The organism is Streptomyces thermoalcalitolerans, assembly GCF_039525155.1.
In the GTDB taxonomy this organism is placed as follows: Bacteria; Actinomycetota; Actinomycetes; order Streptomycetales; family Streptomycetaceae; genus Streptomyces; species Streptomyces thermovulgaris.
On sequence record NZ_BAAAHG010000010.1, the window covers coordinates 1 to 25806 of the forward strand.

A 25806-nucleotide genomic window follows, 5' to 3' on the forward strand; every position below is an offset into this window, starting at 1 on the left:
GCTGTACCTGGCCGCCTCGTCGGCCTGGCTGGGCGCGCACCCCTCACGGGCGGCGGCACTGGCGGCCGCCGCGGCGTCGCACGTGACCGAGCCGCGGCTGCGGGCGCGGCTGCTGACCTTGCAGGGGCAGGTCGAGTGGAACACCCGCTCGCTCAACGACGGCTACGACCTCGTCCTGCAGGCCGCCCAGGTGGCCGCCGGGGCGGACGCCGCGATGGCGCAGCAGCTGGCGATGCTCGCCGCGTCGCTGGCGGCCTTCGGCGCCCGCTCGTCCCGCCCGGTCGATCCGGCGACGCTGGTCCCCGCACCCGCCGCCGACGCCCCCGCCCGGGTGCGTGCCGCCGACGCGTTGCTGCACGGTTTCGCCGCCGCCGCCCGCCAGGACTGGGCCGCCGCCGCCGGGTTGTTCCGGCGGGCCTTCGCCCTCACCGACGCCGACCCGGTCGACGACCACATGCTGCAGCCCAACCTCGGCATCGCCGCGCTGCATATCGACGACGACGAGCGCGGGCTGCGCCTGCACGAACAGCAGCTGACCGCTGCCCGGCGCGCCGGTGCGCTGACGATGGCCGAGCACGCGCTCACCCGCGGCTTCCTCGCCCAGATCGCCACGGGCGCCTGGGCGAAGGCCGCCGCCGCGGCCGCCGAGGCCCTGCCGCTGGCCGCGAGCACCGGCCATCCGGGGCTGACCGCGCTGCCCACCGCCGAACTCGCCCTGGTCGCGGCCCTGCGGGGCGACACCGACGACCGTCACCTCGCCGAGGTCGCCGAGATCCGCCGTACCCATCCGGTCGGCATCACCGACGGCATCGTGGTGGACCTGACGCACTGGGCCCGGGGGCTGCGCGCGGCCGCGCAGCCGACGGCCGCGCTGCACCACCTCGAACGGATCCACGGGCCGGTGCTGCGGCGCATGGCCGCGCTCGACCTGTTCGACGCCGCCGCCCGCGGCGGCCGCCCGGACGTCATCCGCGCCCGGGTCGAGGAGCTGGCGGCGTTCGCCGAGGGCACCGGCGCCCCGGCCGCCACCGCGGTCGTGGAACACGGCCGTGCCCTGCTCGCCGACGGTGACGACGCCGAGAAGCACTTCGCGCGGGCGCTCGCCGCGCACGCCGGCTCGCCACGGCTGCCCGACCGGGCCCGTACCGAGCTGGCCTTCGGCGAGCACCTCCGCCGCTCCCGCCGCCGGGTCGACGCACGCGGGCACCTGCGCGCGGCGCTGGCGCTGTTCGAGGAACTCGGCGCCGTCCCCTGGGCCGAGCGCGCGGCACGGGAGCTGCGCGCCTCCGGGGAGACCGCCCGCCGCCGCGACGTGTCCGCCGCCACCGAGCTGACCGCGCAGGAGAGGCAGGTCGCCGCCCTGGTCCGGCAGGGCCTGTCCAACCGGGAGGCCGCCACGCAGCTGTTCGTCAGCCCCCGTACCGTCGACTTCCACCTGCGCAATGTGTTCAGCAAGCTCGGCATCGCCTCCCGGGCCGAGCTCGCCGCCCTCCCGCTGGACCTGTGACCGGCATGCCGCCGTCCCCGGAAAGCGGGCGACTGCTGCTTCCCGCCGCCCGAGGACCGGCACTCCGCACAGGCCGGCGGTGCCGGAGAGGGACCAGGCGGCTCACGCGGGGTTCACAAAAGCCGGTCCGGAACCCGTGAGCAGCACCGGCCCGGGCGCGGCCGGGGCGGGCGGGGCCCGCCCCGGCCGGGGAACGGGCCTCAGGCGAGCGTCACCTCCACCGGGAGCTGCTTGATGCCGTTGACGAAGTTGGAGCGGACCCGGGGCACGTCCCCGACCAGGCGGATGTCGGCCAGCCGTGGGATCAGCTCCTCGAACATGATCCGGATCTCGGTGCGGGCGAGGAGGTTGCCCAGGCACAGATGGGGGCTGCCCTTGCCGAAGGTGATGTGGTCGTTGTTCCGCCGGGTGACGTCGAAGTCGTACGGGTTGCCGAAGACCTCCTCGTCACGGTTGCCGGAGGCGAACCACATGACGACCTTGTCGCCCTCCTTGATCTGCTTGCCGCCGAGTTCCACGTCCCGGGTGGCGGTGCGGCGGAAGTGGTACACCGGGGAGGCCCAGCGCAGGAACTCCTCGACCGCGGTGGGGATCAGGGAGGGGTCCTCCTGCAGACGGGCCAGCTGCTCGGGGTGCTGGATCAGGGCCAGCATGGAGTGGGTGATGGTGTGCCGGGTCGTCTCGTTGCCCGCCACCACCAGCAGCAGGAAGTAGTTGTCGAAGTCCTGCGCGGACAGCGGGACACCGTCCCGCGGGGTGGTGTTGACCAGCTGGGAGACCAGGTCGGTGCCGTTGCCGCCGCGCCGCTGCCGTGCCAGTTCGCGGCCGTAGGCGAAGACCTCCAGGGCGGCGGGGGAGCGGAAGGGCAGATCGCGGTACTTCTCGCTCTCCTCGCTGTACAGCAGGACGTCGGCGTAGTCCGGGTCGGTGTTGCCGATGATGCGGTTGCCCCACTCGATGAGCTGCCGGTTGTCCTCCGGGGGCACGTCGAGCAGCCGGGCCAGCACGTTGATGGGGAAGTCGGCGGAGACCTCCTTGACGAAGTCGAAGGTGCCCTTGGCCAGGGCCGCGTCCAGGGTGGTCGCGGTCAGACCGCGCAGGAAGTCGGTGTAGCTGCTGATCACGCTTGCGCCGAACTGGCGCTGGATCAGGCCGCGCAGCGCCCGGTGGCGGACCCCGTCGAGTTCGAGGATGGAGGCACGCTTCTTGATCTGGTCGTCGTCGAGCTCTTCGAGGTTGACGAACCTGGTGGAGGTGAACGTCTCGGGGTCGCGGTCGACGCGGACGATGTCCGCGTGCCGGGTCACCGCCCAGAAGCCGGAGTTGGGCGCCTCCTCGGGCTGCCAGTGCACCGGGTCCTCGTGGCGCAGGGTGTGGAACATGCGCCAGGGGGTGATGCCGTCGGTGAAGTTGTCGGGGTCGGCGAGGTTCACCTCGGCCAGCGGCAGCGGCTCGTGGATGGCCTCGGACAGGGTCGGGGTGGTCATGGGCGGCGTCTCCTTGACGTCATGCGGCCCGGTGGCGGCCGGACTCGGTGTCACGGGTGGGCGGGCGGTCGGGCGGGTGGTCAGATGTGGTGGGCGTATTCGGTGAACTCCCAGTCGGTGACGTGCCGTTCGAAGCGTTCGACCTCGTTGCGCTTGTAGGCGAGGTAGGAGGTGGTGAAGTCCTTGCCGAGGACGTCGGTCAGCGCGGTGTCCGCCTCCAGGGCGTCCAGCGCGGCGGACAGGGTGGCCGGGAGCATGGCCGACCGGCTGGAGTCGTAGCCGTAGCCCTCCAGCGGGGCCGGTGGCTCCTCGCCGGCCAGCACGCCGAGCAGGGCGGCGGCCACGGTGGCGGCGATCAGCAGGTAGGGGTTGGCGCCGGCGTCTCCCAGGCGCAGTTCGAGACGGGAGCCGGAGCCCCGCTCGGGCGGGATGCGGACCATGGCGCTGCGGTTGTCCAGGCCCCAGTCGATCAGCCAGGGGGCCAGGGTGTCCGGGCCGAAGCGCTTGTAGGAGTTGACCGTCGGGTTGGCCAGCGCGGCGAGCGCGGGTGCGTGGGCGAGGATGCCGGCCACCGCGTGACGGGCGGTCGCGGACAGTCCGTGCGGCGCCGAGGGATCGTCGAAGAGATTGCGGCCGTCCTCGCTCTCGCAGGACAGGTGCAGATGGAAGCCGGAGCCTCCCGCGTCGTTGAACGGCCTGGCCATGAACGTGGCCAGGCGTCCCTCCTTGCGGGCGAGTTCCTTGACCGCCGCCTTGAAGCGGAAGGCCCGGTCGGCGGCCGACAGGGCGTCGGAGTGGGTCAGGTTGATCTCGAACTGGCCCCCGTCGAACTCGTGGTTGCCGCCGCTGATGCCGAGGCCGGCGTCGTGCAGCAGGCGGAGCGTCCGCAGCAGGTGGTTGTCGCCGTCCGCGCGCAGGCCCGCGGTGTAGACGATGCCCTGGGCGTCGCTGTAGCGGCGCCAGCCCCGCGGGGAGCCGGGCGCGGGCTCGCACAGGAAGTACTCCAGTTCGGGGCCGATCACCGGGTGCAGCCCGTGCTCCGCGCAGCGGGCGAGAACGGTGCGCAGCAGGTCGCGGGGTGACTCGGGGGCGGGTGCTCCGGTGACCTGGTCGGTGACGTCGCCCAGGCAGCTTGCCACCCCGGGCTCCCACGGCAGCGGCACGAGGGTGTCGAGGTCCGGTGTCACGCGGATGTCGGGCAGGCCCGCGTCCAGGCCGCCCGTGATCGGGACCACGTCGCCCTGCGGGGTGGTGTGGTACACGGCGCGGCAGAAGGCCAGGCCGTGGTCGCAGGCCGACGGCAGATGCTCCAGGAGGACGTCCCGGGCACGCTCGGTGCCGATGAGGTCGGGATAGGTCACCCGGACCACGTCGATGCCCTCGGCGGCGAGCCGTTCCTGGTGGCGGCGGACGGATGGGGAGTCGGATGCGCTCACCAGTGTCTCCTCTGGGGAATGCGGGGGCGCTTCCCAGGCCGGCACAGGCGCTGGGAGAGGGGAAAAGGGAGGGGCGGCGTCGCGCCGTGGGGGAGCGGGGCCGCTCAACGTTTGGCGCCAAACGGTATGGATCCCGTCACCCCGCCGCAAGGGGGCGGGCGCAAAAAATTATCCGTTCGGATAGGTGTTGACCAGGGTTCGGCCGCTTCCTATTTTGTTTGATGCCAAACGAGTCCGGGGCGGGATGTCCGTCCGCCCCGCCGGCCGGGGCCCGGCCGCATCGGCCTCGGCCCCGGCCCTCTTCTTCTCTCCAGCCCCCGCCCCGACGCCCTCAGCACGAGGAGAACCGCCCATGAAGGTCGTCGTCGACATGAACAAGTGCAAGGACCACGGTCAGTGCGTCTTCGCCGCCCCCGACGTCTTCAGCTTCGACGACGCCGGCCATCTGGTCTACATCAGCGAGCCCGACGACGCGCTGCGCGACGAGGTCGAAGCGGCCGCCGACGTCTGCCCGCTGCAGGCCATCCGGATCGAGGACTGAGCCGTGAGCGCACCCGTCGTCGTGGCCGGCGCCTCCCTGGCCGGCCTGCGCACCGCCGAGCAGCTGCGCGCCGCCGGCTGGAAGGGGCCGATCACCCTGGTCGGCGAGGAACCCCACATGCCCTACAACCGGCCGCCCCTGTCCAAGGAGGTCCTGGCCGGCAAGGCGTCCTTCGCGTCACTGGCCTTCCGGCCCCGCGCCGCGGTCGCCGACGCCGAGTGGCGCCTGGGCACCAGGATCGTCGCGGCCGATCTCGACCGGCGGCTCGTCGAGCTCGACGACGGCGGGTCGCTGCCGTACGCCGCACTGGTCGTCGCCACCGGTATGCGGCCCCGCCGGCTGCGCTGCCCCGGTCCCCTCGCCGGACGGCACACCGTCCGCACCATCGACGACGCCCGCCGGCTGCGCGAGGCCCTGACCCGTCCGGGCGCCCGGGTGGTCGTGGTGGGTGCGGGATTCATCGGCTGCGAGGTCGCCGCCACGGCCGTCGCCCTCGGCGTCGCCGAGGTGACCGTGGTGGACCCGCTGCCCCTGCCCATGGTGGGCCCGCTCGGCGAACTGCTCGCCGGCGCCCTGCTCAGACGGCACGAAAAGCGCGGAGTCCGCTTCGTGCTCGGCACCGGCGTGGCCGGTTTCGAGGGCACCGGCCGTGTCACCGGCGTACGGCTCGACGACGGAACCGTGCTCCCCGCGGACGTCGTGGTGGAATCCGTCGGCTCGGTCGCCAACACCGAGTGGCTCGACGGCAACGGCCTCGACCTCACCGACGGGGTGCTCACCGACGAGCACCTGCGCGTCGGCGGACGGCCCGAGGTGGTGGCGGTCGGCGACGTGGCCCGTTTCCCCAACGCCCGCTACGACGGCGTACCCCGCCGCGTCGAGCACTGGTCGATCCCCGCCGACACCGCCAAGCACGCCGCCCGTGTGCTCGCCGCCCGTCTCGGCGGCGCCGAGCCGGACATGGCCCCGTTCGCACCGCTGCCCACCTTCTGGAGCGACCAGCACGACTTCCGGCTGCAGTCCTTCGGCGCGCCGGGGCTCGGCCTGGACGACGTACGGATCCTCGACGGCGATCCGGACGGGGACGTGCTCGTCGGCTACCACCGCGACGGCCGCCTGGTCGGCGTCGTCGCCCTCGGCGGCCAGGCCGCGGCGGCCGCCGCCGCCCGTCACCGCGCCGAGCTGCTCGAACCGCCCGTCCCCACCGCCTGAGAAACGCCCGCCCACCGCCCAAGGAACGCCTGCCATGCCCACTGTCCGCGGATACTTCCACCCCAAGACGGCGACGGGTGCCTCGTCGCTGATCCCCTCCCCGCCCTGGTACTACTCCGGCGACCTGCTCACCGTCGAGTACCGCACCGACCCGGCACGCGTGCGCGAACTGCTGCCCGAGCCCCTGGAGCCGGCCGACGAGGACCCCGGGGCCGTGGCGCTGATCTGGGCCGACTGGCAGTCCTGCGGAGCCTCGGGCGAGGAGCTGCTGGACCCGGTGCGCGCCCAGTACAAGGAGGCCTTCGCCGTCGTCCGCTGCCAGTACAAGGGACGGACGTACACCCGCTGCGTCTACATCTGGGTGGACAAGGACTTCGCCCTCGCCCGCGGACTGCACCAGGGCTACCCGAAGAAGCTCGGCTCGATCCACCAGACCCGCCCGCACCCCTACGGGCCGGCTCCCCGGATCGAGGCGGGAGCCCGGTTCGGCGCGACGCTCGCCGCCGCCGACCGCCGTATCGCCCAGGCCGTGGTCACCCTGCGGGAACCGTCGCAGAGCAACGGTTTCGTCAACGCCCACCCCATGGCCCACCACCGCTGGCTGCCCTCCATCGAGAAGGGCAAGGGCCTCGCCCTGGACGAGCTGATCGAGTCCGGCGCCGCCTCCTTCGAGGGCGGGCAGCCGTGGGTGGGCGACGCCGAGCTGGAGCTGTTCGAGTCGCCCACCGAGGAACTGGCCCGGCTGGAGGTCCGCGAGCCGATCGCCGCGTACTACCGCCAGGTCGGCGTGGTCTGGGACGGCGGCCGCCTGCTGGAGTCCGGCACGTCCGGCGCCGAGTGACACGCCTGCGGACACCACAGACCACACCAGGAGACCCGGACATGACCGACACCCGCACCACCACCGTCGCCGGCGTCGCCGTCGACACCCGGCACTGGATCGGCGGCGAACGCGTCGCCTCCGCCGAGACCTTCACCGACGTCTCGCCCATCGACGGCGCCGTGCTCGGCGAGATCGCCCGCGGTACGCCCGCGGAGGCCGCCGCGGCCGTGGCCGCCGCCAAGGCCGCCTTTCCCGGCTGGGCCGCCACCCCGCGCGCCGAACGCGCCCGCGTCCTGCACGCTATCGCCGACGGCGTCGAGAAGCGGCTCGAAGAGCTCGCGATCGTCGAGACCTGCGACAACGGCGCCCTGCTGCGCTCCCACCGCCGCGGCGTCATGCCGCGCGTCGCGCACAACTTCCGCTTCTTCGCCGACTGGCTGCTGAAGCTCGGTCACGAGGACTTCGACACCCGCGGCCACACCAACCACGTCAGCTGGGACCCGGCCGGCCCCTGTGTGCTGATCACCCCGTGGAACGCCCCGCTGATGCTGGCCACCTGGAAAGTCGCCCCGGCCCTCGCCGCCGGCAACACGGTGGTCCTCAAGCCCGCCGAGTGGTCCCCGCTGACCGCCTCGCTGCTCGCCGACATCGCCGCCGAGGCGGGACTGCCGGCCGGCGTCCTCAATGTCGTGCAGGGCTACGGCGCGGAGATCGGCGACGCGCTCACCTCGCACCCTGACGTGCGCCGGATCAGCTTCACCGGGTCCGTTCCCACGGCCCGCCGCATCGCCGCGTCCGCCGCCGCGAACCTCACCCCGCTCAGCCTGGAACTCGGCGGCAAGTCCCCGCTGCTGGTCTTCGCCGACGCCGATCTCGACCTCGCCGTCGACCTCGCGGTGGAGCAGTACGACAACGCGGGCCAGGTCTGCCTGGCGGCCACCCGGCTGCTGGTCGAGGAGTCGGTCGCGGACGAGTTCACCCGGCGCTTCGTGGACCGGGCGTCCCGGCTGGTGCAGGGCGACCCGCGCGACGAGGCCACCGACATCGGCCCCGTCATCCACCCCCGCCAGCTGGAGAGGATCGACGGCTTCGTGCAGCGGGCGCTCGCGGCCGGGGCCCGGGCCGTCATCGGCGGCCGGCGCAAGGAGGGTTTGTACTACGCGCCGACGCTGCTGACCGACGTCGCCCAGGACTCGGAGATCGTCCAGGAGGAGGTCTTCGGTCCCGTCCTGACCCTGCAGACCTTCGCCACCGAGGAGGAGGCCGTCCGCCTCGCCAACGGCACCCGCTACGGGCTGGCCGCCACCGTCGCCACCGGCGACCGGGACCGCGCCGCACGCGTCACCGCCCGGCTCGTCGCCGGCACCGTCTGGGTCAACTGCTTCTTCGTCCGCGACCTGCGGGCGCCCTTCGGCGGCTCCCGTGAATCCGGCATGGGCCGGGAGGGCGGTACCTGGAGCTTCGACTTCTACTGCGACCTGAAGAACACCGTCACCGCACCGAAGGGGTTCAAGGACCATGGGTGAGATCGTCGGGGCCGGGCTCCTCGCCCACGTCCCCACCATCGTGCTGCCCAAGGAGGACCGGCTGAAGCTGAACGAGGGCAAGGAGATCACCCTCGTCACCGGCCTGCGGCAGCTGCGCAAGGACGTCTTCGAACGCGACGACTACGACACCGTCGTCGTCCTGGACTCCCACTGGGCGACCACCGTCGAGTTCGTCGTCACGGCGCAGCACCGGCGCGCCGGTCTGTTCACCTCCGAGGAGCTGCCGCGCGGCATGTGCCGGATGCCGTACGAGTTCCTGGGCGACCCCGAGCTCGCGCACAACATCGCCTCGTTCGCCGGCAAGCACGGCACCTGGATCACGCCGATCGACGACGAGTACCTGCCGATCTTCTACGCCACGGTCAACCTGTGGAAGTTCCTCGGCGAGGGACTGCCCGACAAGCGGTGGGTGACCATCAGCGTCTGCCAGACCGGTGACATGGAGGACCATCTGCGCCTGGGCCGCGCTCTCGCCGACGGCGTCGCCGCCACCCCCGGCCGGCGTGTCCTGCTGATCGCCTCCGGCGCCCTGTCGCACACCTTCTGGCCGCTGCGCGAGCTGCGCGACCACGAGGCCAGCGACCCGTCGCACATCTTCACGCCCGAGGCCCGCGAGGCCGACCACGAGCGCATCGCCTGGTTCAAGGAGGGCCGCCACGACAGGGTCCTCGACACGATGGACGAGTTCTGGACGTACAAGCCGGAGGCGAAGTTCTTCCACTACCTGATGATGGCCGGTGCGCTCGGCGAGCGGGCCTGCGTGGCCAGGGCCCGCCAGTACGGCGAGTACGAGAACTCCATCGGCACCGGCCAGGTCCACCTGTGGTTCGACCGCCCGGCCGGCGGCTGGACCGGCGCGGGCCTGCCCGTGTCCTCCGCCCCGAACACGCCCGCCTGAGAGGTCCGCCATGCCCGAGTACCGCCGCATCCTTCTCGACGGCGCCGCCGTCCAGGTCACCGTCGACGGGGACGAGCTGGTCGCCGGGGACGGCCGCCGCGTCAGGGCCGACGACGCGCAGCACCTGCCCCCGGTGGTCCCCTCCAAGGTGATCGCCGTCCACCTCAACCACCGCAGCCGGGTGGAGGAGTTCCGGATCAGCCTGCCCGACACCCCGACCTACTTCCACAAGCCGGTCTCCGCCCTCAACGCCCACAAGGGCGCCGTCGTGCGTCCCGAGGGCTGCAAGTGGCTCAACTACGAGGGCGAGGTCGCCATCGTCATCGGCAGGACCGCCCGCAACATCTCCCCGGCCGAGGCGGGGGAGTACATCGCGGGGTACACCATCGCCAACGACTACGGCCTGCACGACTTCCGTGACACCGACGCCGGTTCCATGCTGCGCGTCAAGGGCTCCGACACCCTCTGCCCGCTCGGCCCCGGCCTGGTCACCGACTGGGACTTCCGGGGCAAGCGGCTGCGGACCTACGTCAACGGCACGGTCGTCCAGGACGGCTCGACCGACGAGATGACCTGGGACATGCACTATCTCGTCGCCGACATCGCCCGCACCATCACCCTCTGCCCCGGCGACGTCCTGCTCTCCGGCACCCCCGCCAACTCCCGGCCCGTCCGGCCCGGCGACGTCGTCGAGGTGGAGGTCGAGGGACTGGGCCGGCTCACCAACCACATCGTCACCGGCCCGACCCCCGTCCGCACCGACGTGGGAGCCCAGCCCACCGAGTCCGAGGAGGTCCTGTCCACCGCGCTCGGCGGCGACTGGGAATTCCGTGGCATCAGGCCGCCCCGCCGCTGAACGGCGCGGCACCGGTAGGGTCGTGCCCATGACCGACCCCGCAAGGACCGTGAACCCGTCGGAACCGGCGGCCTCCGTGGAGGCCGCCGAGCCCGACGGGGCCGTGGAGTCCGGCGCCGGGACCGGCCGGAGGCAGCCGCGCAAGCGGGTGCGGACCTACGGGGCCGGACGGCAGGCGCTGCTCGACGCCGCCGTGCGCGTGGTGGCGCGGGGCGGGCTGCGCAGGCTGACCTACCGGGCCGTGGCGCAGGAGGCCGGGGTCACCCACGGGCTCGTGGTGCACCACTTCGGGTCGCGTGACGCGCTGATCGAGGAGGCGCTCGCCCACGCCGTGCGTGTGTCGATGAACAGCAGCATGCTCGAGCCGGGCACGGGCCGGGCCTCGGACTTCTCCGCCGGGCTGGCGGACATGGTGGAGTCCGGCCCGGACCTCCAGGCGTTCCAGTACGAGCTGCTGCTGGAGGCGCGCCGCCGCGAGGAACTGCTGACGCATCTGCGCGAGCTGTACGAGGAGTACTTCGAGGCCACCCGGCGGGAGCTGTCCCAGATGCTGTCCCGGCCGGTGGACCGGGGCCTTTACCGGCTGGTCTTCGCGGCCCTGGAGGGCCTGGTGCTGCACCAGCTCGTGTTCGGCGAGCGCGAGGTCACCGAGGAGGCCCTCGACCGGCTGCGCGACCTGCTCCGGCGGCTTGCCGCGGACCCGGACGGCGCCTGAGCGGCGCACCCGACCGCACGCCGCACGGAACCACGGGCCACGACGGCCCGGGAATCGGTGATCCGCACGGATTCCCGTCCCCCAACCCCTTGTCAAACGGATAGTGCCGCCCACACGATGGGGCAACTCGTTTGGCCTGAAACGATCCTCCCCATCTCAGGCAGGTGATCCGAGTGGAGAGCCAGACCGTCTCCACGGAGCGGACCGCGCGGGACACGTCCACCGCAGCCACGCTCAAGCCCGACGCCCTGGGTGTTCTGGGCATCCTCTTCTTCGTCCTGTCCGCGCAGGCCCCCCTGACCGGCATCGCCGGGGCGGCCCCGATCTCCGTCGCCATCGGGAACGGTGCCGGCACCCCCGCCGCCTATGTGCTGGCGGGCGCCATGATCCTGCTGTTCTCGGTCGGCTTCGTCGCCATGGGACGGCACGTCGTCGACGCCGGCGCCTTCTACACCTACATCGGCACCGGTCTCGGCCGCACCGCCGGAGCCGGCAGCGCGTGTCTCGCCCTGTTCTCGTACTGCGCCATCCAGGCGGCGATGTACGGCCTGTACGGCTCGATCGTCAGCGGTCTGGTCGCCCATCACACCGGCCTGGAACTGCCGTGGTGGGTCTGGGCGCTGCTCACCATGGCCGTGGTGAAGGTGCTCGGCGCCCTGGGCATCGAGATGGGCGCCCGTGTGCTGGCCGTCCTCGTCTCGGCCGAGTTCAGCATCCTGCTGGTGTTCGGCCTGGTCACCCTGGTCAAGGGCGGCGGCCCCGAGGGGCTCGGCGCGGCCGACAGCTTCTCGCCGGCGGCGGCGCTGCAGGGTGCGCCGGGCGTCGCCCTGATGTTCGCCGTCGCGTCCATGTTCGGCTTCGAGGCCACCGCGATCTACGGGGAGGAGGCCCGCGACCCGAGGAAGACCGTCCCGCGGGCCACCTATCTGTCGGTGTTCATGGTCACCTGCTTCTTCGCGCTCACCTCCTGGATGCTGATCTCCTCCTACGGCGCCTCCAAGGCGCCCGCGGCCGCCCTCGAGGCGCTGGCCGGCGGCGACTCCGCCGGCTTCGTCTTCGCCCCCGTCGCCGCCCGGTTCGGCGGCTGGGTCAACGAGGTGCTGCCGGTCCTGCTCGCCACCTCCCTGTTCGCCGGCATCCTCACCTTCCACAACTCCGCCAACCGCTACCTGTTCTCGCTCGGCCGCGACGGGCAGCTGCCGCAGGGCCTGCGCCGCCTCAACGACCGTCATGCGCCGTCCGTCGCCGGCTGGGTGCAGACCGCGGCCGCCCTGGCCCTGGTCGTCCCCTTCGCGCTGACCGGCAAGGACCCGGTGCTGACCCTCTTCTCCTGGTTCAGCGGCGTCGCCGTCCTGGCGATGATGCTGCTGTACCTGCTGACCTCGGTGTCGGTGGTCGTCTTCTTCCGCCGCAGGCGCCTGGACTCCCGCCTGTGGAACACCCTGGCCGCCCCGGCGCTGGGCGCCCTCGGCCTGGCGGGCGCGATCTGGCTGATCCTGGCCAACTTCACCACGCTCATCGGCGGGTCGACCACCACGGCCGTGTGTCTCACCCTGCTGGTGCCCGTGGTGCTGGCGGCCGGCGCGGTGAACGAGCGGATCGGGCGAAAGCGCCGGACGACGCCGTGACCCCCTCTCTCGCTCCGCAGCGAGCACACGACTGAACGCTCGAACGACGATCGCACGATCAACGTGGTCTGGAGGACCGCATGTCCGCTGTCACCCACGACGAATGGCTCCGCCGGGCGAAGGAGTTCCAGCCGCCTCGCGCGCACTACATCGACGGTGCCGAGGAGGCCGGCGGCGGTGCCGCCTTCGCCGTCGTCTCCCCGCGGGACGGCCGGGTGCTGGCCGAGGTCGCCGACGGCGGTGCCGCCGAGGTCGACGCCGCCGTGGCCGCCGCTCGCCGTGCTTTCGACAGCGGACTGTGGCCGCGGTGGGCGCCCGCCGACCGCGGCCACGTCCTCCAGCGCATCGCCGATCTCCTCCAGGAGCGGCGTGCGGAGCTCGCCCTCGCGGTGAGCCTGGAGATGGGCAAGCCGATCACCGACGCGCACGACATCGAACTGCGCGCCGTGATCAACACCTTCCGCTGGTACGGCCAGCTCGCCGACAAGCTCACCGACGAGGCCCCGCACACCGCACCGGACGCGCTCGCCCTGGTCACCCGCGAGCCGGCCGGAGTCGTCGGCGCCGTGGTGCCGTGGAACTTCCCCCTCACCCTCGCCGGGTGGAAGGTGGCCCCCGCGCTGGCGGCCGGCTGCACCGTCGTGCTGAAGCCCTCGGAGAACTCGCCGCTGTCCGCCCTGCTGCTCGCCCGGATCGCCACCGAGGCCGGACTGCCGCCCGGCGTGCTCAACGTGGTCAACGGCGACGGTCCGGCGGCCGGGCGGGCCCTCGGCCTCCATCCGGACGTCGACGTGCTGGCGTTCACCGGTTCCACGGCCGTGGGCCGGCACTTCCTGCGCTACTCCGCCGACTCCAACCTCAAGCGGGTCTGGCTGGAGCTCGGCGGCAAGTCGCCGAACATCGTCCTGCCCGACGCCCCCGACCTGGCGAAGGCCGCCGCCACCGCCGCCTGGGGCATCTTCTTCAACCAGGGCGAGATGTGCACCGCTCCCTCCCGGCTGCTGGTGCACTCCTCGATCGCCGAGGAGGTCACCGAGGCGGTCGTGGCGCGGGCGCGCGAGCTGCGCGTCGGCGACCCCCTGGACCCGGCCACCGAGATGGGAGCCCTGGTCGGTGAGGCCCACCTCGGCCGCGTCCTGGAGCACGTCCGGCGCGGTGTCGAGGAAGGAGCCCGGCTGCGCACCGGCGGGGAGCGGACCCTGACCGGAAGCGGCGGCGTCTACCTCCAGCCGACCGTCTTCGACCGCGTCGGCCCCGGCAGCCGGCTCGCCCGCGAGGAGATCTTCGGCCCGGTCCTGTCCGTCCTCCCCTTCGACGGGATCGACGAGGCGGTCGAACTCGCCAACGCCACCGAGTACGGCCTGGCCGCCGGCGTGTGGACCTCCGACCTGTCCACCGCCCACCGCCTCTCCCGGGCGCTGAGGGCCGGCACCGTCTGGGTCAACTGCTACGAGGAGGGCGACCTCACCGTGCCCTTCGGCGGCATGAAGCAGTCGGGCAACGGCCGGGACAAGTCCGTCCACGCCCTGGAGAAGTACACCGAACTGAAGACCACCTGGATCCAGCTGTGAGCCGAACCGCCCGCCCCCTGATCGCGATCCCCGCCCGCTTCTCCGCCACCGCCTCCGCGCTGCGCTTCGCCGCCGAGGTCACCGCGCGCGCCCTCGTCGAGGCGGTGTGGCGGGCCGGCGGCGAACCGGTGACCGTCCACCCCGCGGACCCCGCCGAGCACGATGTCGCCGCGCGGCTCGCCCGCTTCGACGGTGTCCTGCTGCCCGGCGGCGGCGACCTCGCCCCGCACCGGTACGGCGCCGCCGAGGCCCACGACAGCGTCTACGACGTCGACGACCTCCAGGACGCCTTCGACCTGGAGGCGGCCCGCCGGGCGCTGGAGTCGGGCCTGCCCCTGCTGGCGGTCTGCCGCGGCCTGCAGGTGGTCAACACGGTGCTGGGCGGCACGCTGCACCAGGACATGGGCGGCCCCGGACAGGACCACCGGCACGTCAGACACCCCGTCCGCCTCGCCCCCGGTTCGGTCCTGGCAAAGATCACCCGCGCCGACAAGGTGGAGGCCTCCTGCTATCACCACCAGCACATCGACCGGCTGGGCGAGGGCCTGACGGTCACCGCACGGGCCGCCGACGGCACGATCGAGGGCGTGGAACTCACCGGCGGCACAAGCTGGTTCACGGCCGTGCAATGGCATCCCGAGGACACCGCGCACGAGGATCCGGTGCAGCAGCGCCTGTTCGACGCGCTGGTGGAGGCGGCACGGCGGCCCCGGACCCGGTGAACCGGCCGGCTCACCTCCTGGCGCGGCGTCCGCTGCGGCGCGGCGCCGGGTCCGCGCCGTTCAGCAGCGACCGGCGGCGGTCCTCGCCGTGCTCCTCGACCTGCAGGACCACACGCCGCAGCATCTCCGCCAGGCCCCGGCACTCCTCGTCGCTCAACCGTGAGGTCACGAAGGTCTCCTCCTCGTTGAACGCCGGGAAGACCCGCCTCATGAACTCCTCGCCCTCGTCGGTGAGCGCCAGCAGCACGAGCCTGCCGTCCGTGGGATGGCCGGTGCGCCGCAGCAGTCCGCGCGACTCCAGCGTGCGGGAGACCCCCGTCAGGGTGCCCTTGGAGATGCCGGCCTCCTCGGCGACATGCCGGGTCTCCGACTCGCCCCACACCCAGACCACCCACAGCACGACGAACGCGGTCCAGGTCAGGTCAGAGTCGCGCAGCACCGAGTTCTCCAGGTGCTGGCGCACCGCGGAGGCGGCCCGGTAGATGTTGGCCACCGCCGCCATCCGCTCCCGGCGCACGCGGATGCCACCGAGCTTGGCCCGCGCGAGCTTCTCCGCCTCGGTGATGGAACGCTGGCCGGGCACGGACACTCCCTCACTGGTCGCCGTGTCGGACAGGCCGGTACCGCCCGCCCGGTCGTTCGGACCCAAAGTGTACGGCGATCAGTCCGGGGAGGCCGTGCCCGGGGCCGTCGTCGACCGGTCCGCCGACGCCGCCGTCAGCCGGTCTTCCAGCCCCAGGGCGTGTCCACGCGCGCCCACTCCTCGTCCCACTGGTCGAGGCGGCGGCGCTCGAGCCGGGACCGCGCCAGCTTGGTGCCGCCGACGACCACGCCCACGGTGGCCGCGCCCGCCCACAGGCCGCCGAGGACGGACTGGAACGTGCTGTCGGCCCGGGAGGGAGGCGGGGAGGTCAGGACGCCGCGTCCGTTCGTCCACACCGTGACATGGGTGCCGGGCGCCGCGGAGGCCGGGACCCTGGTCCGGCCCGTGTGCACCGAGCCGTCCGGATCCGTCCAGCGGACCGTCCCCCACTTCAGGGCACTGTTCGCCGGCCCGGACGCCCCGTGGGGCGCCTCCCGGGTCAGCACGGCCGAGCGCTCATGGGTCGTGCTGCGGACCTGGTCCGCGCTCCGCTGCATCGCCCCTGTCGTCAGCACCCCCGTCAGCACGCCGCCGACCACGGCGAGGACCCAGGCGACAAGCAGGATCCATGCCTCCACGATGTCGCTGGTCCGCCTGAGCGGATTCCGGCGCCACCGCCACAGCCGCACTCCTGCACGACGTGTCACCTTCGACACCCCCTCGTGAGTATCGACGGCTCTCCCTCCAGTGTGCCCCCAGAGGCGATCAGCGGCGCCCGGAGGGACGGGGAAGGGACGCCGGGGCCCACAGGGTGCGAGCAGGGCCGCCCTCAGGTGGTGCGAGCAGGGCCGTACGCCCCGCACCCGGCCGACGGCGGGCCCGGTCGCATCGCGGGCCGCCGCGCCGTGCGTGACGCCGGAGGCGGTCACCCCGGCCACCGCCACGCCGGAGGCGGTCCGGCCCGGCATGCCGTCCACCGGTGGAGCGATCGGCGCGTACGGCCGTGGACACGCGATCCGCCGGCCGGCCCCGCTCGACGGGCGGAGCCGGCTGCGCCCGTCGGCGCACGTCACACGGCAACAGCGGCCTGTGCCAAACGGTCTTCCGCGCCCCCGGCGCACCCGGTGTCCGGCCGTGCGCTCCCCTCGGCCGCATGCTTGAAAACGGTCGGAAAGTGGCATTGCTCCTGCAGGAACCGGCGGATGCGGGAGGACGGGGCATGAGCCATGTCGAGGACGAGCTGACCAGCCAGCCCGAGTGCTGGGCCCGCGTCGCGGGCGACATCGCCGTCCACGGCCGGGCACTGCCCGCCCGGGGGGAGCGGGTCGCGATCATCGGCTGCGGCACGTCGTACTTCATGGCCCAGGCCGCCGCCGCGCTGCGCGAGGGCTCGGGGCAGGGGGAGACCGACGCCTTCGCCGCCTCCGAGTTCCCCCACGGCCGCTCCTACGACCGGGTCCTCGCCCTCACCCGCTCCGGCACCACCACCGAAGTGCTCGACGTGCTCACGGAGCTGAAGGGAAGCACCCCCACCACGGCCGTCACCGCCGACCCCGGCACCCCCGTCGTGGACACCGCCGACGAGGTCGTCGTGCTCGACTTCGCCGACGAACGCTCCGTGGTGCAGACCCGGTTCGCGACCACCGCCCTCACCCTGCTGCGCGCCCACCTCGGACTGCACAGCGACGACGTCGTCGCCGACGCCGGCACGGCGCTGTCCGCCCCGCTGCCCGAACGGCTCGTCGACTGCACGCAGTTCACCTTCCTGGGCCGGGGCTGGACCGTCGGCCTCGCCCACGAGGCCGCGCTGAAGATGCGTGAGGCCTCGCAGTCCTGGACCGAGTCGTATCCGGCGATGGAGTACCGCCACGGCCCCATCAGCATCACCACCCGGGGCACGGCCACCTGGATGCTCGGCAGCGCCCCGCCGGGACTGGCCGAACAGGTGCGCGCCACGGGCGGGCTGTGGATCGACAGCGCACTCGATCCGCTCGCCGAACTGATCCGCGCCCAGCGCCTCGCGGTCGCCGTCGCCAAGGCCCGCGGCCTGGACCCGGACCGCCCCCGCCACCTCACCCGCTCGGTGATCCTCACGCCGTAGCCCGCAGGAAAGGCCAGAACAGACCGTGCCGCTCGCAGCCACCGGCGAACTGGTCGCCCGCGCCGCCGCCGCGCGTTCCGCCGTCGTCGCCTTCAACGTCATCACGCTGGAGCACATCGAGGCCGTCGTCGCCGGTGCCGAGGCGGCCGGCGCGCCCGTCGTCCTGCAGGTCAGCGAGAACACGGTCAGATTCCGTCACGGACGGCTGCTGCCGCTCGCCCGCGCGGCCGCCGCCGCGGCCGAACGGGCCGCCGTGCCCGTGGCGTTGCACCTCGACCATGTGCAGAGCGACGACCTGCTGCGCCAGGCGCCCGACGCGGGCTTCAGCTCCGTGATGTACGACGCCTCCCGGCTGCCGTACGCGGAGAACCTCGCCGCGACCGGCGCCGCCGCGGCCTGGGCACACGCCCGAGGGCTGTGGATCGAGGCCGAGCTGGGCGAGGTCGGCGGCAAGGACGGCGCACCGCCGCTGGACGCCCACGCCCCCGGGGCGCGCACCGACCCCGAGGAGGCGCACGCGTTCGTCACCGGCTCCGGGGTGGACGCCCTGGCCGTGGCCGTCGGCAACACCCACGCCATGACCGAGCGCACCGCCTCCCTCGACCACGATCTGATCAAGCGTCTCGCCGGCGCCCTGGACGTCCCCCTCGTCCTGCACGGCTCCTCCGGAGTGCCCGACGGCGAGCTGACCGCCGCCGTCGCCGGCGGCATCGCCAAGGTCAACGTCGGCACCGCCCTCAACCTCGCGATGACCGGCGCGATCCGCGGCTTTCTCACCGAGCGCCCCGAGGCGGTCGACTCCCGCACCTATCTCGGCGCGGGGCGGGAGGCGATGGCGGGGGAGGTGCGCAGGCTCATCGGGGTGGTCGGCACACCCCGTGCGGGGGCCACGCCCGGTGAAGGGACCGCCTCCTGAAGGGGGGTCACCTCTTGACGGCCTTCAGCACCACGAACTTCGGGTCACTGGCGACCAGCCTGCTGTTGCCGAACAGCCGGCGCAGCTTGACGTGGTAGCCCAGGTGCCGGTTGCCGATCACCCACAGCTCGCCGCCGGGGCGCAGCGCACGCCGCGCGCCGGTGAACATGCGCCAGGCCGTCGTGTCCGTCACCGCCTGATGCGAGTGGAACGGCGGGTTGCTGAGCACCAGGTCCACACTGCCCGCCGGCACCCCGGCCAGCCCGTCGCCGATCCGGAACTCGGCGCGCCCGGGTGCGCCGTTCACCTTGTACGTCGCCTCCGCCGAGGCCACGGCCTGGAACGACTCGTCCGTGAACAGCACCTCCGCGTCCGGGTTCGCCAGCGCCAGCGCCGTACCGACGACACCGTTGCCGCAGCCCAGGTCCACCACCCGGCGGGCGCCCCGGCCGTCGGGGAGGTGCCGCAGGAAGAAGCGGGTGCCGATGTCGAGGCGGTCGGCGCAGAAGATCCCCGCGTGGTTGACGACGGTCCGGCCGGACATGATGCCGATGCCGTCGGGCAGGGCGTAGCTGTACGGCCACGGATTGGCGGGCCGCTCCAGGGAGGGGTCGGGGGTGCAGAAGATCAGCCGGGCCTTGCGCCAGGCCAGCGAGGTCCTGGTCGGGCCGAGGATGCGCTCGAACAGCGTCAGCGTCGAGGTGTGGATCTCCTTCACCATCCCGGTGCCGACCACGAGCGTGTCCGCGTGCACGGAGGGCGCCAGACGCAGCAGCTGGTCCTCCAGCAGGGCGAGGCTCTTGGGCACCCGCACCAGCAGCACGTCGATACGGCCGGGCGGCGGGTCCTGCGTGGTGAGCAGGCCCACCGTGCCGGGCCCGACACCGTTGCGGGCGAGGTTCGCACGGGTCGCCTCCTGCCCGAGGAAGGAGTCGGTGATCTGTATCGGCCGGTGCGCCGCCAGCGCCGTGACCAGGGCGCCCCACCGGTCGCCCACGACCACGACGGTCCCGGACAGATCCGCCTTCCGCTCGTCGAGGTGCCGCAGCAGGTACTCGTCGGAGGCGTCCCAGGCCCGCAGCCGGTCGCGTGGGTCCTCGGGAAACCGGGCAAGCACCGGCTCGCCCCAGGCAGTCGTCATACGCTGGTTCATCGCCGCCAGGCTAACCGAGGGCTCGTCGCCGCCGGGCCGGCCGAGCCGCAGCCCACAGCCGCTGCGGCAGGATGGAGGCATGAACGCCGAGCTGTTCCCCCGGAGCCGTGCGCGGATCGCTCCGGGAGCCGTGCACGTACCGGACTGGCTGGATCCGGCGCTTCAGCACCGGCTGCTCGCCGCCTGCCGCGCGTGGGCCCGCCCGCCGGCCGGCCTGCGCACGGTGCGCACCCCGGGCGGCGGGACGATGACCGCGCGGCAGGTCTGCCTCGGCCTGCACTGGTACCCGTACGGCTACGCCCGCACGGCCGTCGACGGCGACGGCGCCCCGGTCAAGCCGTTCCCCGCCTGGCTGGGCGAGTTGGGGCGCAGGGCGGTGGCGGACGCGCTGGGCCCCGAGGCGGTCCCGGAGGCGGCGTACGACATCGCCCTGATCAACTTCTACGACGCCGACGCGCACATGGGCATGCACCGCGACAGCGACGAGAAGTCCGACGCGCCGGTGGTGTCGCTGAGCCTCGGCGACACCTGTGTGTTCCGCTTCGGCAACACCGAGACCCGTGCCCGGCCCTGGACCGACGTCGAACTGCGCGGCGGCGACCTGTTCGTCTTCGGCGGCCCCTCCCGCTTCGCCCATCACGGCGTACCGCGGATCCACCCGGGCACGGCCCCACCGGAGTTGGGGCTGACCGGGCGGCTGAACATCACCCTGAGGGTGAGCGGCGCATAGACCGCGCCCCTGATCGCGACGGATGCGGATCATGGGAGACTCGCCCTCATGAGCGGCAAGGCGGACCCCCGGACGGCGGGGGAAGGGAGCACCTCGAGAACGCGGCTGGACCGGGGGCGCGCTGCGCTCGGGCCCGCGCTGGAGCTTGTGCACACCGGCCGCGCCCCGACCCGCGCGGTCCTCACCGCGGAGCTGGGAGTGACCCGGGCGACGGCCGGTGCGGTGGCCGCCGAGCTGGAGGCGCTGGGCCTGATCCGGGTGGACGCCCGGCCGGGCGCGGCGGCCGGCTCGCAGGGCCGTCCCTCGCACCGGCTCTCGGTGGCCGAGGACGGCCCTGTCGTGCTCGCCGCGCAGGTGCACGCCGACGGCTTCCGTGCCGCCCTGGTGGGGCTGGGCGGCCGGATCGTGGCCACCGCGTCCGGCCATGAGATCGTCGACGCCGACCCGGCCAAGGTGCTCGACTCCGTCGTCGAGGCCGGCGCGGAGCTGCTGCGCACGACCGGCCGGCGCTGCGTCGGCGCCGGGCTCGCCGTGCCCTCCGCGGTCGCCGAACCGGAGGGCCTGGCCCTGAACCCGCTCCACCTGGCCTGGCCCCCGGGCGCGCCGGTGCGCCGGCTGTTCGCGGAGCGGGTGCGCGCGGCCGGGATCACCGGACCGGCGTTCGCCGCCAACGACGTCAACCTCGCCGCGCTCGCCGAGCACCGGCACGGCGCCGGCCGGGGCGCCCGCGACCTGCTGTGCGTGGCGACCGGACACCGGGGCGTGGGCGGCGCGCTGGTGCTGGACGGACGGCTGCACACGGGCAGTTCGGGCCTGGCGCTCGAGGTCGGCCATCTCACCGTCAACCCCGAGGGCCGCCCCTGCCACTGCGGCGGCCGCGGCTGCCTCGACGTCGAGGCGGATCCGCTGGCCTTCCTCACCGCCGCCGGCCGCGAGCCGGGTCCCGAGATCTCCCTGCTGCGGCAGGCCGACGACCTGATCCGCCACCACTACGACGACCCGGCCGTCCGCGCGGCCGTCGAAGCCCTTGTCGACCGCCTCGGCCTGGGCCTGGCCGGCCTGGTGAACATCCTCAACCCCGACCGCATCATCCTCGGCGGTCTCCACGGCACCCTTCTCGAGGCCGCTCCCGACCGTCTGCGTGCCGTCGTCGCCGACCGCAGTCTGTGGGGCCAGAGCGGCGAGGTCCCCGTCCTTCCCTGCACCCTGGCCCACAACAGCCTGGTCGGCGCGGCGGAACTGGCCTGGCAGCCGGTCCTGGACGACCCGCTGACAGCGCTGGCCTGAGCCGTCCGGGCGCGCGGGGACAAGAGGAGACAAGGAGAGACAAGAGGGGACAAGGGGCGGTGCCCGCGGGCACCGGGCGATGCCCGGTCAGCCGGCGACGGCCGACCGGGCGGGGGCGGGACCGGCGAGGCGGCGCGCGGGCTGCTCCGCGGTCACCAGGGCCGGTGCACGTGTCGGCATCGCGACCGAGGGGACGGAGGTCGGCAGGGTGAACCAGACGACCTTGCCCCGGTCGCCGTCGGGGCGCGCGCCCCAGCTCTCGCTCATCGCGGCCACCATCGCCAGCCCCCGCCCCTCGGTGGCCAGCGGTGCGATCTTGCCGATGTCCTCCACCACGGGAAGACGGGGGTCGTGGTCGCGTACGGAGACCGTGAGCCGGTCGAGCAGCAGCTCGAGCTCCACGGTGCACGACTTGTCCGGCTGGGCGTGCAGGTGGACGTTGGTCAACAGCTCTGTCACACCGAGCGCGGCCCGGTCGATCAGAGAGTCCAGATGCCAGTAGCGCAGATGCGCCGATACGATTCTGCGGACCTGACCGATCCGCGACGGCAGGGCTTGGAGCTCCACCGTGCAGTGCCTGCTGGGGTGACTGATCACGGCTGCGACTCCCCGACGTTGAGGTCCGGAAGAACACGACGTTTCGAATGCAGCAGGGCGCCTCCGTGACACTGCCGCCTGCTGTCGTGGCCGGCGGGCTGGTTCGCAGCGTTATCGCCGGTAAACCCTGAGTGACGTGAGACAAGAGTGACCTACGACACAGGGTCTTGCAACTCGCCGTCGCTCAGCCGCTACGCTTCGCAGCCCGGCGCACGGCCTCGATGAACCGGCGGGCCGCCGGCGGCCCCTGCTCGCCCGGTGCGGGGTCGTGGTCGCCCAGGGTCAGCACGTACCGTTTGCCGTCGAGATCGGCGAGCGCCCGGTCGTCCGGGGCGTACCAGGGCTGGGACGCGCGCACCGCTCTCAGCGGCGCGCTGTCGATCTCACTGCCGTAGCTGGTGAGCAGCTCCAGCCTGCCGTCGCTGATCCGGACCTGCCCGGCCCGGGTGAGCGAGCGCAGCCGCTTGCCGATGCGCACGCCTGTGGCCGTGAATTCCGGTTCCGCCATCTCGTCCCGCCCCCTCGCTCGCGCGCGTCGCCGGCTCGACGACTCCGTCCGATCCGCGGGTCGACGCCGGGCTCGTCCGCATCCAGTGTGGGCCCGTCGGGCTCTTTCGTCCCGCGCGGTGCAGTCTGCACTTCTTCGGCGGCGAGCACCAGTGCCCCAGGAGGGCTCACGGACGGCGCTTCGGAGCACGTGTGCGAACGCGTCCCCGGCCATGTGCAGCCCTGCGTGCGGCCCTGCGCCCCGCAAAGGCTTCGGTGAGCCGTGCCCCCAGGGTGTCCTTGAGCCTCTCAAAGGTTCGTTTATGCAGGTGAGAAGCGTGTTGAAGGTGTCTATCATCGGGAGTGTCCGGCCGCGCGACACGCTGTCGGCGCACAGCACAAGGAGCCCTGCGTGAGCATCACCCGGCAGCGGCGGACCAGCGGCACCCTGGACGTCGACCGCAGCGACAGCGGATACCGCGACTGGCTGAAGGAAGCCGTCCGCAAGGTCCAGGCCGACGCCAACCGCTCGGCCGACACCCATCTGCTGAGCTTCCCGCTTCCCGAGGAGTGGGGCGTCGATCTGTATCTGAAGGACGAGTCGACCCATCCGACCGGAAGCCTCAAGCACCGTCTGGCGCGCTCGCTGTTCCTGTACGCCCTGTGCAACGGCTGGATCCGTCCGGGCCGCCCGGTGATCGAGGCCTCCAGCGGCTCGACGGCCGTCTCGGAGGCGTACTTCGCCAAGCTGATCGGCGTGCCCTTCATCGCGGTCATGCCGCGTACGACGAGCGCCGAGAAGTGCCGCCTGATCGAGTTCCACGGCGGACGGTGCCACTTCGTGGACGACCCGCGCGCGGTGTACGAGGCCTCCGCCGCTCTCGCGGCCGAGACCGGCGGCCACTACATGGACCAGTTCACCTATGCCGAGCGGGCCACGGACTGGCGCGGCAACAACAACATCGCCGAGTCCATCTTCCGTCAACTGCGTCTGGAACGGTTCCCGGAACCGGCCTGGATCGTCGCCACCGCGGGCACCGGCGGCACCTCGGCGACCATCGCGCGCTACATCCGCTACATGCAGTACGACACCCGTGTCTGCGTCGCCGATCCCGACAACTCCTGCTTCTTCGAGGGCTGGACCACCGGCGATTTGGACGTCACCTGCGACTCGGGGTCGCGCATCGAGGGCATCGGCCGGCCGCGCATGGAACCGAGCTTCGTGCCCGCCGCCATCGACCGCATGATGAAGGTCCCGGACGCCGCCGCCGTGGCCGCCGTGCGCGCCCTGGAGCGGGCCATCGGCCGCAAGGCGGGCGGTTCCACCGGCACCGGGCTGTGGAGCGCTCTGAAAATCGTCGCCGAGATGCTGCGCGAGGGCCGCCGCGGCAGCGTCGTCACCCTCCTGTGCGACCCGGGCGACCGCTACCTCGACAAGTACTACTCGGACACCTGGCTGAGCGAACAGGGCCTGGACTGCGCCCCGTACACGGCGGCGATCGAGTCGTTCCTGGCGACGGGAGTGTGGCCGGACTGAGCGGGCGGCCCGTTCGGGTCCGCCGGGTGCGTTCTTCGGGTCCGTCAGGTGTGTTCGCTGCGGTCCGGCCGGGTCACCGGACCGACAGACGGCGGTCCAGGGACGTCACCGCGTCACGGAAGGAGAGGCCGAGACCCCACCGGGCCAGGGTCAGGGCGAGCCGGAAAGGGGCCGTGCCGTCGGCCGCGACGGTCCACTGGACACGGGTGCCGGTGCCGGCCGGGGCCAGACGCCACTCCTCGACCAGCGCCCGGGCGCCCGGCACGTTGGTGGTGTCGACGCGATAGGCGTAGAGCTCGGGGCGCCGCGCGGCGAGGATCGTCTCCTGGAAGCGGGCCCCGCCCCTGAGGTGTATCTCGCGCCTGGCGCCGCCGTCGGCCGGCCGCGCGTACGTCACCGCCGAGAACCACTCGGTCCAGCCCGGCACGTCCTCGGCGAGCGCGCCGAAGACCCGCCCGGGGGAGGCGGAGATCTCCCGCGCGAACACCAGCCGTACGGGCGCGCCGCCCACGAAGTCGATCCCCACCGGGCGCAGTTGGCGAGCCATGGACGCAACCCCCTCAGGCATGCGAACCGGACGGCCGGACCGTGCACGGCCACTGTATCCGACACCCGGTCAGGCGTCCGCCGCGTCCTCGGTCTCGCCCGCCACCACCAGCCGCAGATGCTCCGAGACCTCGGCACGTGCCTCGGCCGGCAGCCCGGCGTCCGTCACCAGGGTGTCGACCTGCTCCAGCGAGGCGAAGGAACTCAGGCCCACCACACCCCACTTGGTGTGGTCGGCGACCACCACCACGCGCCGTGCGGACCGCACCAGCCGCCGGTTGGTCTCGGCCTCCGCCAGGTTCGGCGTGGACAGACCGGCCTCGGTCGATATCCCGTGCACCCCGAGGAACAGCATGTCGAAGTGGAGGGTGGCGATCGCCTGGTCGGCCACCGGACCCACCAGCGAGTCGGACGGCGTCCGCACCCCGCCGGTCAGGACGACCGTCGCCGGGCCCTGGCGCTGACCGGAGCCGCGCTGCGCCGCGTGGAAGACGTCCGCCACCCGCACCGAGTTGGTGACCACCGTCAGATCGGGCACGTCCAGCAGATGGTGGGCCAGCGCGTACGTCGTCGTCCCGCCCGAGAGGGCGATCGCCGTACCCGGCGCGACCAGCCGGGCCGCCGCCCGCGCGATGTCCTCCTTGGCGGTCGGCTCCAGGCCCGACTTGGCCTCGAAACCCGGTTCGTGCGTACTGGCCTCCATGACCGGAACCGCCCCGCCGTGCACCTTCTCCAGCACGCCCTGGCGGGCCAGCGCGTCCAGATCGCGGCGGATCGTCATGTCCGACACGCCGAGCTTCCGGGTCAGCTCGTTGACCCGGACACCGCCACGGCGCCGGACCTCGTCCACGATCAGGGCACGCCGCTGCTCCGCGAGGAGGTTCTGATTCTCGCTCACGTGTGCTTCGGTTCCTTTCGCCTCAAGCC

The 25806-nt window shown here is 73.0% G+C and carries 25 protein-coding genes; 16 read left to right on the forward strand and 9 right to left on the reverse strand.

The window, feature by feature from the left end:
- A partial coding sequence (locus tag ABD224_RS08490) for a LuxR C-terminal-related transcriptional regulator (RefSeq protein ID WP_344048594.1) occupies window positions 1–1507 on the forward strand: 1507 nt, incomplete at its 5' end.
- A gap of 200 nt (window positions 1508–1707) precedes the next feature.
- Here the strand turns inward: ABD224_RS08490 and ABD224_RS08495 are convergent.
- Together ABD224_RS08495 and ABD224_RS08500 are read right to left on the reverse strand one after the other, a co-directional pair.
- A complete protein-coding gene (locus ABD224_RS08495; RefSeq protein WP_344048596.1) occupies window positions 1708–2994 on the reverse strand; it encodes a cytochrome P450 in 1287 nt (428 codons plus the stop codon).
- Between the two features lie 80 nt (window positions 2995–3074).
- Entirely contained in the window at window positions 3075–4430 is a 1356-nt protein-coding gene (locus ABD224_RS08500; RefSeq protein ID WP_344048598.1) for a glutamine synthetase family protein, read from the reverse strand.
- A gap of 352 nt (window positions 4431–4782) precedes the next feature.
- Here ABD224_RS08500 and ABD224_RS08505 point away from each other — a divergent pair, with 352 nt between their 5' ends.
- The 10 genes from ABD224_RS08505 (at window position 4783) to ABD224_RS08550 (ending at window position 14943) form a co-directional block, all read left to right on the forward strand.
- Window positions 4783–4971: a ferredoxin gene (locus ABD224_RS08505; RefSeq protein WP_344048600.1), complete on the forward strand. Its 189-nt coding sequence runs from the start codon at window positions 4783–4785 to the stop codon at window positions 4969–4971.
- A 3-nt stretch (window positions 4972–4974) separates the two neighbouring features.
- Entirely contained in the window at window positions 4975–6183 is a 1209-nt protein-coding gene (locus tag ABD224_RS08510; protein WP_344048602.1) for an NAD(P)/FAD-dependent oxidoreductase, read from the forward strand.
- Between the two features lie 34 nt (window positions 6184–6217).
- Window positions 6218–7024, forward strand: coding sequence for an acetoacetate decarboxylase family protein (locus ABD224_RS08515; protein WP_344048604.1), 807 nt, complete (start codon window positions 6218–6220; stop codon window positions 7022–7024).
- A gap of 41 nt (window positions 7025–7065) precedes the next feature.
- On the forward strand, window positions 7066–8532 hold the full coding sequence (locus ABD224_RS08520) for an aldehyde dehydrogenase (protein WP_344048606.1): 1467 nt from the start codon (window positions 7066–7068) through the stop codon (window positions 8530–8532).
- A complete protein-coding gene (locus ABD224_RS08525) occupies window positions 8525–9451 on the forward strand; it encodes a 3,4-dihydroxyphenylacetate 2,3-dioxygenase (protein WP_344048608.1) in 927 nt (308 codons plus the stop codon). The genes ABD224_RS08520 and ABD224_RS08525 overlap by 8 nt, the downstream gene beginning before the upstream one ends.
- A 10-nt stretch (window positions 9452–9461) precedes the next feature.
- Window positions 9462–10307, forward strand: a complete 846-nt coding sequence (locus tag ABD224_RS08530) for a fumarylacetoacetate hydrolase family protein (protein WP_067389422.1) — start codon at window positions 9462–9464, stop codon at window positions 10305–10307.
- 28 nt (window positions 10308–10335) lie between these two features.
- Window positions 10336–11022, forward strand: coding sequence for a TetR/AcrR family transcriptional regulator (locus ABD224_RS08535; protein ID WP_344048612.1), 687 nt, complete (start codon window positions 10336–10338; stop codon window positions 11020–11022).
- 173 nt (window positions 11023–11195) lie between these two features.
- Window positions 11196–12650: an APC family permease gene (locus ABD224_RS08540; RefSeq protein WP_344048614.1), complete on the forward strand. Its 1455-nt coding sequence runs from the start codon at window positions 11196–11198 to the stop codon at window positions 12648–12650.
- Between the two features lie 80 nt (window positions 12651–12730).
- Window positions 12731–14221 (forward strand): aldehyde dehydrogenase, encoded by a 1491-nt coding sequence (locus ABD224_RS08545; protein ID WP_344048616.1) that lies wholly within the window; start codon window positions 12731–12733, stop codon window positions 14219–14221.
- Window positions 14218–14943: a gamma-glutamyl-gamma-aminobutyrate hydrolase family protein gene (locus tag ABD224_RS08550; RefSeq protein ID WP_344048618.1), complete on the forward strand. Its 726-nt coding sequence runs from the start codon at window positions 14218–14220 to the stop codon at window positions 14941–14943. Before ABD224_RS08545 ends, ABD224_RS08550 begins: the two co-directional genes overlap by 4 nt.
- 10 nt (window positions 14944–14953) lie before the next feature.
- Here ABD224_RS08550 and ABD224_RS08555 read toward each other — a convergent pair whose 3' ends face one another.
- Entirely contained in the window at window positions 14954–15526 is a 573-nt protein-coding gene (locus ABD224_RS08555) for a MarR family winged helix-turn-helix transcriptional regulator (RefSeq protein ID WP_344048620.1), read from the reverse strand.
- A gap of 134 nt (window positions 15527–15660) precedes the next feature.
- Window positions 15661–16233 (reverse strand): Rv1733c family protein, encoded by a 573-nt coding sequence (locus ABD224_RS08560; RefSeq protein WP_344048622.1) that lies wholly within the window; start codon window positions 16231–16233, stop codon window positions 15661–15663.
- Between the two features lie 512 nt (window positions 16234–16745).
- On the opposite strand from ABD224_RS08560, the gene ABD224_RS08565 reads away from it, so the two are divergent.
- Together ABD224_RS08565 and ABD224_RS08570 are read left to right on the forward strand one after the other, a co-directional pair.
- Window positions 16746–17627: an SIS domain-containing protein gene (locus ABD224_RS08565; protein ID WP_344048624.1), complete on the forward strand. Its 882-nt coding sequence runs from the start codon at window positions 16746–16748 to the stop codon at window positions 17625–17627.
- A 25-nt stretch (window positions 17628–17652) separates the two neighbouring features.
- Entirely contained in the window at window positions 17653–18543 is an 891-nt protein-coding gene (locus tag ABD224_RS08570) for a class II fructose-bisphosphate aldolase (RefSeq protein WP_344048626.1), read from the forward strand.
- 7 nt (window positions 18544–18550) lie between these two features.
- Here ABD224_RS08570 and ABD224_RS08575 read toward each other — a convergent pair whose 3' ends face one another.
- Entirely contained in the window at window positions 18551–19684 is a 1134-nt protein-coding gene (locus ABD224_RS08575; RefSeq protein WP_344048828.1) for a methyltransferase, read from the reverse strand.
- A gap of 91 nt (window positions 19685–19775) precedes the next feature.
- On the opposite strand from ABD224_RS08575, the gene ABD224_RS08580 reads away from it, so the two are divergent.
- Both ABD224_RS08580 and ABD224_RS08585 read left to right on the forward strand, forming a co-directional pair.
- Complete coding sequence (locus tag ABD224_RS08580; protein ID WP_344048628.1) at window positions 19776–20426, forward strand: alpha-ketoglutarate-dependent dioxygenase AlkB family protein; 651 nt, start codon at window positions 19776–19778, stop codon at window positions 20424–20426.
- 48 nt (window positions 20427–20474) lie between these two features.
- Window positions 20475–21713, forward strand: coding sequence for an ROK family protein (locus tag ABD224_RS08585; RefSeq protein ID WP_344048630.1), 1239 nt, complete (start codon window positions 20475–20477; stop codon window positions 21711–21713).
- Between the two features lie 87 nt (window positions 21714–21800).
- On the opposite strand, the gene ABD224_RS08590 is transcribed toward ABD224_RS08585, so the two are convergent.
- A complete protein-coding gene (locus ABD224_RS08590; RefSeq protein ID WP_344048632.1) occupies window positions 21801–22310 on the reverse strand; it encodes an ATP-binding protein in 510 nt (169 codons plus the stop codon).
- 184 nt (window positions 22311–22494) lie between these two features.
- The gene (locus ABD224_RS08595; RefSeq protein WP_344048634.1) at window positions 22495–22818 is read right to left on the reverse strand and encodes a hypothetical protein; all 324 of its coding nucleotides are present in this window, start codon (window positions 22816–22818) and stop codon (window positions 22495–22497) included.
- Window positions 22819–23208: 390 nt separating this feature from the next.
- Here ABD224_RS08595 and cds1 point away from each other — a divergent pair, with 390 nt between their 5' ends.
- Window positions 23209–24333, forward strand: coding sequence for an L-cysteine desulfhydrase Cds1 (cds1, locus tag ABD224_RS08600; RefSeq protein WP_344048636.1), 1125 nt, complete (start codon window positions 23209–23211; stop codon window positions 24331–24333).
- 73 nt (window positions 24334–24406) lie between these two features.
- Here the strand turns inward: cds1 and ABD224_RS08605 are convergent, their stop codons facing one another.
- Entirely contained in the window at window positions 24407–24880 is a 474-nt protein-coding gene (locus tag ABD224_RS08605; RefSeq protein ID WP_344048638.1) for an SRPBCC family protein, read from the reverse strand.
- A 69-nt stretch (window positions 24881–24949) separates the two neighbouring features.
- The gene (locus ABD224_RS08610; protein WP_344048640.1) at window positions 24950–25777 is read right to left on the reverse strand and encodes a DeoR/GlpR family DNA-binding transcription regulator; all 828 of its coding nucleotides are present in this window, start codon (window positions 25775–25777) and stop codon (window positions 24950–24952) included.
- Between the last annotated feature and the right edge of the window lie 29 nt (window positions 25778–25806).

What these genes read in the sequence shown, in the direction of transcription:
- ABD224_RS08495 (WP_344048596.1), bottom strand. Translation starts at nt 2,994, where the DNA reads ATGACCACCCCGACCCTGTCCGAGGCCATCCACGAGCCGCTGCCGCTG.
- ABD224_RS08505 (WP_344048600.1), top strand. Translation starts at nt 4,783, where the DNA reads ATGAAGGTCGTCGTCGACATGAACAAGTGCAAGGACCACGGTCAGTGC.
- ABD224_RS08515 (WP_344048604.1), top strand. Translation starts at nt 6,218, where the DNA reads ATGCCCACTGTCCGCGGATACTTCCACCCCAAGACGGCGACGGGTGCC.
- ABD224_RS08520 (WP_344048606.1), top strand. Translation starts at nt 7,066, where the DNA reads ATGACCGACACCCGCACCACCACCGTCGCCGGCGTCGCCGTCGACACC.
- ABD224_RS08525 (WP_344048608.1), top strand. Translation starts at nt 8,525, where the DNA reads ATGGGTGAGATCGTCGGGGCCGGGCTCCTCGCCCACGTCCCCACCATC.
- ABD224_RS08530 (WP_067389422.1), top strand. Translation starts at nt 9,462, where the DNA reads ATGCCCGAGTACCGCCGCATCCTTCTCGACGGCGCCGCCGTCCAGGTC.
- ABD224_RS08535 (WP_344048612.1), top strand. Translation starts at nt 10,336, where the DNA reads ATGACCGACCCCGCAAGGACCGTGAACCCGTCGGAACCGGCGGCCTCC.
- ABD224_RS08545 (WP_344048616.1), top strand. Translation starts at nt 12,731, where the DNA reads ATGTCCGCTGTCACCCACGACGAATGGCTCCGCCGGGCGAAGGAGTTC.
- ABD224_RS08565 (WP_344048624.1), top strand. Translation starts at nt 16,746, where the DNA reads ATGAGCCATGTCGAGGACGAGCTGACCAGCCAGCCCGAGTGCTGGGCC.
- ABD224_RS08575 (WP_344048828.1), bottom strand. Translation starts at nt 19,684, where the DNA reads ATGACGACTGCCTGGGGCGAGCCGGTGCTTGCCCGGTTTCCCGAGGAC.
- ABD224_RS08580 (WP_344048628.1), top strand. Translation starts at nt 19,776, where the DNA reads ATGAACGCCGAGCTGTTCCCCCGGAGCCGTGCGCGGATCGCTCCGGGA.
- ABD224_RS08585 (WP_344048630.1), top strand. Translation starts at nt 20,475, where the DNA reads ATGAGCGGCAAGGCGGACCCCCGGACGGCGGGGGAAGGGAGCACCTCG.
- ABD224_RS08595 (WP_344048634.1), bottom strand. Translation starts at nt 22,818, where the DNA reads ATGGCGGAACCGGAATTCACGGCCACAGGCGTGCGCATCGGCAAGCGG.
- ABD224_RS08605 (WP_344048638.1), bottom strand. Translation starts at nt 24,880, where the DNA reads ATGGCTCGCCAACTGCGCCCGGTGGGGATCGACTTCGTGGGCGGCGCG.